This is a genomic window from Microbispora sp. NPDC004025 (assembly GCF_053604425.1).
The window spans coordinates 310,657-320,889 of record NZ_JBSGHN010000008.1 but is presented as its reverse complement, the minus strand read 5'-3'; the positions used below and the strand labels follow the sequence as shown (position 1 = coordinate 320,889).

General features: G+C 71.8%; 15 protein-coding genes. 10 read left to right on the top strand and 5 right to left on the bottom strand.

The window, feature by feature from the left end; genetic code table 11:
• Window positions 1-819 precede the first annotated feature (819 nt).
• Window positions 820-1,584, bottom strand: a complete 765-nt coding sequence (locus tag ACWEQG_RS22215; protein WP_452287265.1) for a DeoR/GlpR family DNA-binding transcription regulator — start codon at window positions 1,582-1,584, stop codon at window positions 820-822.
• A gap of 203 nt (window positions 1,585-1,787) precedes the next feature.
• Here ACWEQG_RS22215 and hisD point away from each other — a divergent pair, with 203 nt between their 5' ends.
• From hisD to hisF, 9 genes are all read left to right on the top strand, one after another.
• Window positions 1,788-3,095 carry a histidinol dehydrogenase gene (gene hisD / locus ACWEQG_RS22210; RefSeq protein ID WP_452287263.1) on the top strand — a complete coding sequence of 436 codons (1,308 nt, stop codon included), beginning with the start codon at window positions 1,788-1,790 and terminating at the stop codon, window positions 3,093-3,095.
• Window positions 3,092-4,168, top strand: a complete 1,077-nt coding sequence (locus ACWEQG_RS22205) for a histidinol-phosphate transaminase (protein WP_452287261.1) — start codon at window positions 3,092-3,094, stop codon at window positions 4,166-4,168. The genes hisD and ACWEQG_RS22205 overlap by 4 nt, the downstream gene beginning before the upstream one ends.
• The gene (gene hisB, locus ACWEQG_RS22200) at window positions 4,165-4,770 is read left to right on the top strand and encodes an imidazoleglycerol-phosphate dehydratase HisB (RefSeq protein ID WP_452287259.1); all 606 of its coding nucleotides are present in this window, start codon (window positions 4,165-4,167) and stop codon (window positions 4,768-4,770) included. Before ACWEQG_RS22205 ends, hisB begins: the two co-directional genes overlap by 4 nt.
• Window positions 4,770-4,922: a hypothetical protein gene (locus ACWEQG_RS22195; RefSeq protein ID WP_346227694.1), complete on the top strand. Its 153-nt coding sequence runs from the start codon at window positions 4,770-4,772 to the stop codon at window positions 4,920-4,922. The genes hisB and ACWEQG_RS22195 overlap by 1 nt, the downstream gene beginning before the upstream one ends.
• Entirely contained in the window at window positions 4,919-5,551 is a 633-nt protein-coding gene (gene hisH / locus ACWEQG_RS22190; protein WP_452287291.1) for an imidazole glycerol phosphate synthase subunit HisH, read from the top strand. Before ACWEQG_RS22195 ends, hisH begins: the two co-directional genes overlap by 4 nt.
• A 108-nt stretch (window positions 5,552-5,659) precedes the next feature.
• Window positions 5,660-6,025 carry a hypothetical protein gene (locus tag ACWEQG_RS22185; RefSeq protein ID WP_346227696.1) on the top strand — a complete coding sequence of 122 codons (366 nt, stop codon included), beginning with the start codon at window positions 5,660-5,662 and terminating at the stop codon, window positions 6,023-6,025.
• A 4-nt stretch (window positions 6,026-6,029) separates the two neighbouring features.
• Window positions 6,030-6,755, top strand: a complete 726-nt coding sequence (priA, locus tag ACWEQG_RS22180) for a bifunctional 1-(5-phosphoribosyl)-5-((5-phosphoribosylamino)methylideneamino)imidazole-4-carboxamide isomerase/phosphoribosylanthranilate isomerase PriA (protein WP_452287257.1) — start codon at window positions 6,030-6,032, stop codon at window positions 6,753-6,755.
• Window positions 6,752-7,171, top strand: a complete 420-nt coding sequence (locus ACWEQG_RS22175) for a RidA family protein (protein WP_363463863.1) — start codon at window positions 6,752-6,754, stop codon at window positions 7,169-7,171. The genes priA and ACWEQG_RS22175 overlap by 4 nt, the downstream gene beginning before the upstream one ends.
• A 3-nt stretch (window positions 7,172-7,174) precedes the next feature.
• Window positions 7,175-7,945, top strand: coding sequence for an imidazole glycerol phosphate synthase subunit HisF (gene hisF / locus ACWEQG_RS22170; protein ID WP_363463865.1), 771 nt, complete (start codon window positions 7,175-7,177; stop codon window positions 7,943-7,945).
• A 41-nt stretch (window positions 7,946-7,986) separates the two neighbouring features.
• On the opposite strand, the gene ACWEQG_RS22165 is transcribed toward hisF, so the two are convergent.
• Window positions 7,987-8,217: a hypothetical protein gene (locus ACWEQG_RS22165; RefSeq protein ID WP_452287255.1), complete on the bottom strand. Its 231-nt coding sequence runs from the start codon at window positions 8,215-8,217 to the stop codon at window positions 7,987-7,989.
• Between the two features lie 233 nt (window positions 8,218-8,450).
• Between ACWEQG_RS22165 and ACWEQG_RS22160 the strand changes: the two genes are divergently transcribed.
• On the top strand, window positions 8,451-8,738 hold the full coding sequence (locus ACWEQG_RS22160; protein WP_363463868.1) for a chorismate mutase: 288 nt from the start codon (window positions 8,451-8,453) through the stop codon (window positions 8,736-8,738).
• 172 nt (window positions 8,739-8,910) lie between these two features.
• Here ACWEQG_RS22160 and ACWEQG_RS22155 read toward each other — a convergent pair whose 3' ends face one another.
• From ACWEQG_RS22155 to ACWEQG_RS22145, 3 genes are all read right to left on the bottom strand, one after another.
• Window positions 8,911-9,072, bottom strand: a complete 162-nt coding sequence (locus ACWEQG_RS22155) for a hypothetical protein (protein WP_167530286.1) — start codon at window positions 9,070-9,072, stop codon at window positions 8,911-8,913.
• A 136-nt stretch (window positions 9,073-9,208) separates the two neighbouring features.
• Window positions 9,209-9,373: a hypothetical protein gene (locus ACWEQG_RS22150; RefSeq protein ID WP_363463870.1), complete on the bottom strand. Its 165-nt coding sequence runs from the start codon at window positions 9,371-9,373 to the stop codon at window positions 9,209-9,211.
• 101 nt (window positions 9,374-9,474) lie between these two features.
• Window positions 9,475-10,110, bottom strand: a complete 636-nt coding sequence (locus tag ACWEQG_RS22145; RefSeq protein ID WP_452287253.1) for a TIGR03085 family metal-binding protein — start codon at window positions 10,108-10,110, stop codon at window positions 9,475-9,477.
• Window positions 10,111-10,233 lie beyond the last annotated feature (123 nt).

Here is a 10,233-nt window from a genome sequence, read left to right as displayed (position 1 = left end):
CTTGGCCTGCCCCGCCCGATGCACCCGCCCCACCCGATCAGCAAGAGCACACGTGATCCGATCCCGGGCGAACAACAACTCCTCGGCCTCGGCCAAGCAGATATCCACATCGTCCGGAACCGGCGCCAACGCCAACGCCTGCGCCGACTCACGCACCGAGGCCACCAGCACCCACGACGACCGGCCCTTGCCCCGACCCGCCCCGGCACCGGCCTCGGAACGACCGGAACCAGGGTCCGCAGCACTACCCGCACTGCCGGCATGACCACCGTTGCTTCCGTCGCCGGGCTTCCGCGTGCTGGTGGAAAGGGGTGCGCCCTTGTCGCGCGACACGCATTCAGGGCGCGGGCAGGTCGCGCTTTTACAGAAATGTCTGGGGGCTTCTGACGGCCAAAGCGGTGAATTGGCCGTCGCATCGGCCCACCAACGACCAGAGATATTCGGACGCCGAGAGCGCCTATGGACGTTGCCCAACGTGTCCATCGCGCCCTCCGCTTCCATGGCCGGATTCGAATTCCTGTGCTAATTCTCCCCTGGCCTACCGCCTCAATCAACCGCGGCTGGGTGATTGCTTGGAGCCACAGATGAATGCCCGCTCATATCAGTCCAAAGGACGAATTGCGGCTATTCGACGTGCGGGAAGTGGTGGCGGACCACTGATACTCGGTTCGCCGATCGGGGTGCCAGGCTCTGCGGGCCCGGTCGGGCGCCTTGAGCCGGCGCGAGGACCGCGCCGTCGCCGGGCGCCAATTCCGCCTTGGTGCCCGAGGTGCCCCTGGTCGATCGCCGGTGCGGCCGGGTGAAGCCGCGACGGCCGGCCTACGGGCTGATCACCTCGGCATCCGCTCTGACCAGGGCGGACGCGAGCGCGGGAGGGGGTTCCGCGTCGGTGATGAGACCGGACAGGTCGTCCAGGGCGCACACCCGGTAGGCGGCGACCCTGCCGTGCTTCGAGCTGTCGGCGAGCACGTACGTCCGGGCGGTGCCGGCGAGGATCACCCGCTTGGTCGCGACCTCGTCCAGGAAGTAGTCGGTGAGCCCGGCCTCGGCGTCCACGCCGCCCGAGCCGAGGAACGCCACGTCGGCGCGCAGGTCCTGGAAGAACCCCAGCGCGTGGGCGTTGGAGACGGCGAGGTCGCCCTGCCTGACGCGCCCGCCCGACACCAGCACCTCCACGCCGGGTCGGCCGGCCAGCTCGGCCGCCACGAGCAGCGAGCAGGTGGCGACCACCCCCCGGAAGGCCGGAGGGAGGGCCCTGGCGACGTGGACGGCCGTGGTGCCCACGTCGATGATCACGGTCTGGCCCGGCCGCAGGAGCCGCGCCGCGAGCTCGCCGATCACGGCCTTCGCCTCGGAGCGGCTCGTCGAGCGCTCCAGGTAGGACAGCTCCTCGCCGGTGCCGGACGGCGCCGCGGTCGCGCCGCCGTGGACGCGGACGAGCAGCGCGCGGCGCTCCAGGATCGCCAGGTCGCGCCGGACGGTCTCGTGGGAGACGCCGAGCAGCGCGGCCAGGTCCTCGGTGCGTACGGTGCCCTTCCGCCCGAGGGCTTCGATGATCCGCTGGTGACGCTGTGCCGGGAGCACGAGACCCCGCCTTCGACTGACCGAATGTGACTGTCCTTGGCCGAGAGTGTGGATCGGTGCCCGAAAATCCGTCAAGGTCCGGGCCCCGAATCGAGCGTGGACGACGACGTCGCAGCTCCGGGAGGGTGCGTCCGCCGGTGAAACGCCCGTCCCGCATGCTGGACACACGCGGATCCGGCCCTGGTCATCCGTAGACTGGGACGGTGATTTCCCGTATCGACCTGCGCGGGTCCCTTCCTGCCGACCTGCGCGACGTGCTGCCCCGCGCCGAACTCGACGTCGAGGCCGCCCTGGAGAAGGTGCGGCCCATCTGTGAGGACGTGCGCCATCGCGGCGCGGCAGCCGTACGGGAGCTGACCGCGAGGTTCGACGGCGTCGAGATCGAGTCGGCCCGGGTGCCCGCCGAGGCACTCGCACGCGCCCTCGAGGAGCTGGACCCGGTCGTGCGCGCGGCGCTGGAGGAGTCGATCCGCCGCGCCCGCCTGGTCCACCGCGACCAGCGGCGCACCGACACCACCACGCAGGTCGTGCCGGGCGGCACGGTCACCGAGCGCTGGGTCCCGGTCGACCGCGTGGGGCTGTACGTCCCCGGAGGCCGGGCCGTCTACCCCTCCAGCGTGGTCATGAACGTGGTCCCCGCGCAGGAGGCGGGCGTGCCCTCGCTGGCCGTCACCTCGCCCGCGCAGAAGGAGTTCGGCGGCCTGCCGCACCCCACGATCCTCGCCGCCTGCGCGCTGCTCGGCGTCGACGAGGTGTACGCCGTGGGCGGCGCCCAGGCCGTGGCGATGTTCGCCTACGGCACCGAGGAGTGCCGCCCGGCCACGATGGTGACCGGTCCGGGCAACATCTGGGTGGCCGCGGCCAAGCGCCTGCTCAAGGGCCGCATCGGGATCGACTCGGAGGCGGGTCCGACCGAGATCGCGATCCTCGCGGACGAGACCGCCGACCCCGCGCACGTCGCCGCCGACCTGATCAGCCAGGCCGAGCACGACGTGATCGCGGCGGCCGTCCTGGTCACCACGAGTCCCGAGCTGGCCGACGCGGTGGAGAAGGAACTGCCCGGCCAGGTGGCCGCGACGCGGCACTCCGCGCGCATCACCGAGGCGCTCGCCGGCCGCCAGTCCGGCATCGTGCTCGTCTCGGACATCGAGGACGGCCTGAGGGTCGTCGACGCCTACGCCGCCGAGCACCTTGAGATCCAGACGGCCGACGCGCACGCGGTCGCCGCCCGCGTGCGCAACGCCGGCGCGATCTTCATCGGCCCGTACGCGCCGGTGTCGCTCGGCGACTACATGGCGGGCTCCAACCACGTGCTGCCGACCGGCGGCTGCGCCTGTCACTCCTCGGGGCTGTCGGTGCAGACGTTCCTGCGCGGCATCCACGTGGTGGACTACAGCCGCGAGGCGCTCGCCGGGGCCGCGGCGCACGTGTGCGCCCTCGCCGACGCCGAGGACCTGCCCGCCCACGGCGCCGCGATCCGCGCCCGCTTCGACTGGGAAGTGCCCGCATGACGACCCTCGACGACCTGCCGATCCGCGACGACCTGCGGGGCAAGCACCCGTACGGCGCGCCGCAGCTCGACGTGCCGGTCCAGCTCAACACCAACGAGAACCCCTACCCGCCGTCGGCCGCGCTGATCGACGACCTCGCCCGTGCCGTACGGCAGGGCGCGGCGACGCTCAACCGCTACCCCGACAGGGACGCCGTCGAGCTGCGCAAGGACCTCGCCGACTACCTCGGCCACGGGTTGACGGCCCGTCAGATGTGGGCGGCCAACGGCTCCAACGAGGTCATCCAGCAGATCCTGCAGGCGTTCGGCGGCCCCGGACGCTCGGCGATCGGGTTCGAGCCGTCGTACTCGATGCACCCGATCATCGCGGGCGGCACGAACACCCGGTGGATCGAGGGCCTGCGCGAGGAGGACTTCGCGATCGACCCGGACGCCGCCGTGCGGGCGATCGAGGAGCACCGGCCCGACGTGGTGTTCCTGACCTCGCCGAACAACCCGACCGGCACCGCACTGCCGCTTGAGGTGATCGAGCGGATCCTCGCCGCGGCGCCCGGCATGGTCGTGGTCGACGAGGCGTACGCCGAGTTCGCCCGCACCGGCACGCCGTCGGCGCTGACCCTGCTGCCGGGCAATCCCCGGCTGATCGTCACGCGGACCATGTCCAAGGCGTTCGCGATGGCCGGCACCCGGCTCGGCTATCTCGCCGCCGACCCGGCGGTGGTCGACGCCCTGCTGCTGGTCCGCCTGCCCTACCACCTGTCCACGCTGACCCAGGCGGCGGCGCGGGTGGCGCTGGCGCACCGCGAGGAGCTGCTCGGCACGGTGGACGCGCTGCGCGCCGAGCGGGACGCCACCGTGGACTGGCTGCGGGAGCGCGGCCTCACGGTCGCCGACTCCGACGCCAACTTCGTGCTGTTCGGTACGTTTGCGGATCGGCGGTCCGTGTGGGAGGGACTGCTCGATCGCGGGGTGCTGATCCGGGAGACCGGCCCCGCGGGCTGGCTGCGCGTGTCGATCGGCACGCCGGAAGAGATGGCGGCGTTCCGCGCCGCGCTGGAAGGGGTCCTCGCATGACCGAGCTCAACGAGCGCCGCGGCCGAGTCGAGCGCACGACGAAGGAGACGTCGGTGCTGGTCGAGGTGGGCCTCGACGGCACCGGGATCGTCGACGTGTCGACCGGCGTCGGCTTCTACGACCACATGCTCGCCCAGCTCGGCAAGCACGGCCTGTTCGACCTGACCGTGAAGACCGAGGGCGACCTGCACATCGACGCCCACCACACCATCGAGGACACCTCGCTCGCGCTCGGCGCGGCGTTCCGCGAGGCCCTGGGCGACAAGTCGGGCATCCGGCGGTTCGGCAACGCCTCCTGCCCGCTGGACGAGTCGCTGGCGCAGGTCACGGTCGACCTGTCCGGCCGGCCCTACCTCGTCCACACCGAGCCCGAGTGCATGGCCCCGATGATCGGGCCCGACTACGACACCACCATGACCCGGCACATACTGGAGTCGTTCGTCGCGCAGGCGGCGGTCTGCCTCCACGTGCACGTGCCGTACGGGCGCAACGCGCACCACATCGTGGAGGCGCAGTTCAAGGCGCTCGCGCGGGCGCTGCGGGAGGCGTCGGAGCGGGACCCGCGGGCGAGCGGGGTGCCCAGCACCAAGGGCGTTCTCTGATGACCTTCGCGTCCGGAGGCATGATCTTCATCGGCCTCTTCCTGATCGGCGGGGTCATCTCGGGCATACGGCAGGGCCTCAAGCTGCTGGCGGCGCTCGCCGGCGTCGGCGCGGCCCTGGCGATCACCGCGGGGGTGATGTGGTGGCAGTGAACAAGCGGGTGGTCGTTCTCGACTACGGCTCGGGCAACCTCCGCTCGGCCGAGCGGGCGCTGGCCCGGGTGGGGGCGGACGTCACCGTCACCGCCGACTTCGACGTGGCCCTCGACGCGGACGGGCTCGTCGTCCCCGGCGTCGGGGCGTTCGCGGCGTGCATGGAGGGCCTGAAGGCCGTGCGCGGCGACCAGATCGTCGGCCGCCGCCTGGCCGGCGGGCGTCCGGTGCTCGGCATCTGCGTCGGCATGCAGATCCTGTTCGAGAAGGGCGTCGAGCACGGCGTCCACACGGAGGGCTGCGGCGAGTGGCCGGGCACGGTCGAGCGGCTCGACGCGCCCGTGCTGCCCCACATGGGGTGGAACACCGTCACCGTGCCCGAGGGCAGCGTGCTGTTCCGCGGTCTGGACGAGGACGTGCGCTTCTATTTCGTGCACTCCTACGGCGTGCGCGACTGGGTGCTCAAGGCCGGCGACGGCTTCCACGAGCCGCTGGTCACCTGGGCCGAGCACGGCGTGCCGTTCGTGGCCGCCGCCGAGAACGGCGCCCTCATGGCCACCCAGTTCCACCCGGAGAAGTCCGGGGACGCGGGGGCCGTGCTGCTCGACAACTGGCTGAGCACGTTGTGAGCGTGTCCGGCACGCGAAATCTCGAGGCAGCGGTGCGACACTGGGGAACGGCGGGGCTGCGGCGCGTACGGCCGGCCAGGCCGTGACCGGACCTGAGCGGGAGGCCCGATGAGCAAGGAACGGGCCCGCCGGAGGGCGGAGCGCGAAGCCGAGCGCGAACGCCTCGCGGCGGCCCGCGCCGCTCGCGAGGCGAAGGCCGCCAGGCGCCGCGAGGTGCGCGACCGGCTCGTCGGACCCGTCGCCGGAGCCGTGGCCGCGGTGCTGCCCCGGCGACCGGTGCGGGTGGCCCGGCAGCGGGGCTACCTCGCCCGCCGCCGCCGCACGGAGAACGGCGTCGTCGCCGTGCTGTGGTTCCTCGTCCAGGTGCTCGCCTGGATCCTGCTCGACTCGTGGACGGCCCGGCTGGGCGTGTTCCTCGGCTCGATCCTGCTGCTCCCGGTGCTCGTCACCATCGTTTTCGACCGGAGGTCATGACCCAATGTCGCTCGTATTGCTCCCCGCCGTCGACGTCGCCGACGGCCAAGCCGTCCGCCTCGTGCAGGGCGAGGCGGGGACGGAGACCTCGTACGGGGATCCGCTCGCCGCCGCCCTCGCCTGGCAGAAGGCCGGCGCGGAGTGGATCCATCTGGTCGACCTCGACGCGGCGTTCGGCCGGGGGAGCAACCGCGAGCTGCTCGCCTCCGTCGTCGGCGCGCTCGACGTGCACGTGGAGCTGTCCGGCGGGATCCGCGACGACGCCTCGCTCGAGGCCGCGCTGAGCACCGGCTGCCGCCGCGTGAACATCGGCACCGCCGCGCTGGAGAACCCCGAGTGGTGCGCCAAGGCGATCGCCGAGTACGGCGACCGCATCGCCGTGGGGCTGGACGTGCGCGGCACCACGCTGGCCGCCCGCGGCTGGACGCAGGAGGGCGGCGACCTGTGGGAGGTGCTCGACCGGCTGGAGTCCGAGGGCTGCCCCCGCTACGTCGTCACCGACGTCACCAAGGACGGCACGCTGCGCGGCCCCAACCTCGATTTGCTGCGCCAGGTGTGCGCGCGTACCGACCGCCCGGTCATCGCCAGCGGCGGGGTGTCCTCGCTCGACGATCTGCGGGCGATCGCGACGCTCGTGCCGGACGGCGTCGAGGGCGCCATCGTGGGCAAGGCGCTGTACGCCCAGGCGTTCACGCTGGAGGAGGCGCTCGCGGCGGTGAAGAACGCATGAGCGAGCAGATGCCCGAAGGGCGGATCTCCTCCGGCGGCCCCTGGGAGGACCGTTACGGCTACGCCCGCGCGGTCGTGGCCGGGCCGCACGTGCTCGTGTCCGGCTGCACCGCCACCGTGGGCGGCGAGGTCCAGCACGTGGGCGACGCCTACCAGCAGACGCTCACCGCCTTCTCCATCGCGCTGGACGCCGTCGAGAAGGCCGGAACCACCCGGGCCGACGTGGTGCGCACCCGCCTGTACGTGGTGAACGCCGGCGACTTCGACGCCGTCGGCAAGGCCCACGGTGAGATCTTCGGCGACGTACGGCCCGTCTGCACGAGCGTGCAGGTCGCCGGGCTGGTCGACGAGCGCATGCTGGTCGAGGTCGAGGTAGAGGCGTACCGGGCGGTGGAACGTGGCAACGACGGGGGCTGAGCGATGACGGTGGCGGTGCGGGTGATCCCCTGCCTGGACGTGGACGCGGGCCGGGTCGTCAAGGGGGTCAACTTCGAGAACCTCAGGGACGCCGGCGACCCCGTCGAGCTGGCCGCGCGCTACGACGCCGAGGGGGCCGACGAGCTGACCTTCCTCGACATCACCGCGTCCTCGGGCGAGCGGGAGACCATGCTCGACGTGGTGCGCCGTACGGCCGAGCAGGTGTTCATCCCGCTGACCGTCGGCGGGGGAGTGCGTTCGGTCGACGACGTGGACCGGCTGCTGCGCGCGGGCGCCGACAAGGTGGGCGTCAACACCGCCGCCATCGCCAGGCCGGAACTGCTGACCGAGGCCTCCCGCAGGTTCGGGTCGCAGTGCATCGTGCTGTCGGTGGACGCGCGCCGGGTTGTCGACGGGCCGCCCACGCCCTCCGGTTTCGAGGTGACCACCCACGGCGGACGCCGGAGGACCGGCATCGACGCGGTGGAGTGGGCCAGGCGCGGGGAGGAGCTCGGCGTCGGCGAGATCCTGCTCAACTCGATGGACGGCGACGGCACCAAGTCGGGATTCGACCTGGAGATGCTGCGGGCCGTACGAGCGGCGGTGAGCGTCCCGCTGATCGCCTCCGGCGGCGCCGGGCGGCTGGAGGACTTCCCGCCCGCGGTGGACGCCGGGGCGGACGCGGTGCTGGCCGCCTCGGTCTTCCACTTCGGCCAGCTCAAGATCCACGAGGTCAAGGACACGCTGCGCGCGGCCGGTCACCCGGTCCGCTGAGCGCCACCGGGGGCCGGATCCCGGCCCCCGGTCGCCGCTCCTCAGTCGATGTCGACGATCGCCGTGGGGTAGGCGTCCGGACCGGTGCCGAGCGAGGAGGACGCCATCGACTGGTACTGCCACTGGCTCTGGTGGGAGCCACCGAAACCGCACCCGCCATCGCCCCAGCAGATCGTGGCGGCGGACGCCTCGTGGGCCGGCTGGGCCGCCGCGAGACCGACGGCCGCGAGGAACGCCAGGCCCAGCAGGCTCGGGAAACGCTTGGCACGCATGGCTGTCTCCTGTCCGTAGAGGGATCCTGCGGCGCTCCGGAGCCCGCCTTCTCAATGGTCAGCCGGGCGTGGAGGAATCGTCCATACCAATCGCCCCAAATAGGGCGATAGCGGGCGAAAACCGGCATGAGTGATTGTGTGGTCTTTTATCGGTCATGCCCGGCTGACGTGCCCTAAGGTTGCCAGTGATCATCCAGTGATCGGTGATCATCGCTGACCATCGGAGGGAACGCATGTCCGACCCCACCTCGCTCGACGAGGTCCGCCACCGGATCGACGAGATCGACGCCCGTCTGACGACGCTGCTGGCCGAACGGCAGCGACTCGTCCGCGCGGCGGCGGCGTTCAAGACAGACGAGCAGGCCGTACGGGCTCCCGACCGAGTGGAGCGCGTCGTGACGGCGGCGCGGGAGAGGGCGGAGCGCGAGGGGCTGTCCCCGGAGGTCGCCGAGGCCGTCTGGCGGGCGATGATCGGGGCGTTCGTCGAGTACGAGCTCACCGAGCACCGGCGGGCCGGGTAGGTCGCGCGGAGGGTCGCGGAAGGATCGGAGGGTCGCGGAAGGAGAGGCCGGCGGAGCAAGGCGGATGCCCTGCCGGCCCTTGTGTGCGCGGAGAGCCTCGCGGCTCGGGTCAGTCGAAGTGGTTATCGGCGGGGCCGCCGGGACGGAGAGCGGGAGCGGGGGGTCCGCCGCCTCAACTCAGGACCGAGGTGAAGAAGGTCGCCAGCCGGCTGGCTCCGGTGTTGACCGTGTCGAACACGCCTCGCACGGCACCTGCCGCCGCTTGCGGCTGGCTGTAGAGGTAGAAGACCACGAACGCGATGGCCGCGTACGTAAGAACCTTCTTCGCCTTCATCGGGGGGCCTCCTGCAGTCGGTATCCCGGTCGTTTGTACCCGGCGGCAGTTTTGATCATAACTAGCCGCGAGGACATGAGGCCGTTCCGCCCTCATCGTGAGACGGGCGCGGACGGCCTCGTGGCGGACCGCCCGGTCAGCCCGAGAACAGCGAGGTGAAGAACGCGGACAGGCTTTCGGCCCCCGTGGTGATGCCCCCGAACAGGCTCCTGACCGCGCCGGCGGCGTTCGCGGGCTGCGTGAACAAATAGAAGATCACGAACGCGATGGCCAGGTAGGTCAGGACCTTCTTGAGGTTCATCCGGGGCTCCCAAACGCTCCCACTCATCGTGGCTGGTCCCATGCTGCCCCATTGCGCGGCGTTTACGTGGAGGATTCCGGACAAGTCTGGAGAGTCCTTTCTTATGGCCCCAATCGGGCCGCCCGCAGCCGGGCGACGGCCGCGTCGTCCCCGTCGTACGTCACCCGGGCGTGCGCCTGCCGGCCGAAGGCGAACAGCATCAGCTCCGACGGCTCGCCGGTGACCACCACGGCCGGCTCGGCCATGCGCCCGGCCGCCTTCGCTCCGTCGGGACGGCGGAGCACGACCCCCACCGGGGCCTTGCGCAGGAAGAGCCGGGCGGTTCCGCGCAGCCGATGCCAGAGGGCCTCCTGCAGGTCCCTCGGGACGACGCGGGGCTCCCATCCGCTCTGCGCCCGGCGCACGTCCTCGTGGTGGACGAACAGCTCGACGGTGTTGACGATCTCGTCCAGACGGGGGACCAGGCCGTACGGAGTCCAGCGCGGCGGCCCCTGCCGGACGAGCCCGACCAGTTCGGAGTAGGGGTGGCGCCGCTTGAGGCGCTCCTGCACGGCGGCGGTGTGCCCGGCCAGGAGCGGCAGCGCGATGCCGGGCGCGGCGTCGAGCCGGCGCTCGCGCAGGACGAGGTGGGCCGCGAGGTCCTCGGTCGTCCATCCCTCGCACAGCGTGGGCGCCCCGGGACCGAGGCGGTCGAGCAGGTCGCAGAGCGTCGCGCGCTCCGTCTGGGCGTGTGTCACGTGATCAGCCTATGCGCCGGTCACGCCACCCGGATCTGAAGACCGGGCACGACCGAGGAATAAACGGCTTGATCAGGATGATAGGGAGTATCTAGGACCATGGGCTCGGGTGGCGTCGGTCTG

Bases quoted from the DNA above. Each gene is read 5' to 3' on its own strand.
- ACWEQG_RS22185 (WP_346227696.1), top strand. From the start codon at position 5,660: ATGAGCAAGGAACGGGCCCGCCGGAGGGCGGAGCGCGAAGCCGAGCGC.
- ACWEQG_RS22175 (WP_363463863.1), top strand. From the start codon at position 6,752: ATGAGCGAGCAGATGCCCGAAGGGCGGATCTCCTCCGGCGGCCCCTGG.
- hisF (WP_363463865.1), top strand. From the start codon at position 7,175: ATGACGGTGGCGGTGCGGGTGATCCCCTGCCTGGACGTGGACGCGGGC.
- priA (WP_452287257.1), top strand. From the start codon at position 6,030: ATGTCGCTCGTATTGCTCCCCGCCGTCGACGTCGCCGACGGCCAAGCC.
- hisB (WP_452287259.1), top strand. From the start codon at position 4,165: ATGACCGAGCTCAACGAGCGCCGCGGCCGAGTCGAGCGCACGACGAAG.
- ACWEQG_RS22195 (WP_346227694.1), top strand. From the start codon at position 4,770: ATGACCTTCGCGTCCGGAGGCATGATCTTCATCGGCCTCTTCCTGATC.
- ACWEQG_RS22205 (WP_452287261.1), top strand. From the start codon at position 3,092: ATGACGACCCTCGACGACCTGCCGATCCGCGACGACCTGCGGGGCAAG.
- ACWEQG_RS22155 (WP_167530286.1), bottom strand. From the start codon at position 9,072: ATGAAGGCGAAGAAGGTTCTTACGTACGCGGCCATCGCGTTCGTGGTC.
- ACWEQG_RS22150 (WP_363463870.1), bottom strand. From the start codon at position 9,373: ATGAACCTCAAGAAGGTCCTGACCTACCTGGCCATCGCGTTCGTGATC.
- ACWEQG_RS22165 (WP_452287255.1), bottom strand. From the start codon at position 8,217: ATGCGTGCCAAGCGTTTCCCGAGCCTGCTGGGCCTGGCGTTCCTCGCG.
- ACWEQG_RS22160 (WP_363463868.1), top strand. From the start codon at position 8,451: ATGTCCGACCCCACCTCGCTCGACGAGGTCCGCCACCGGATCGACGAG.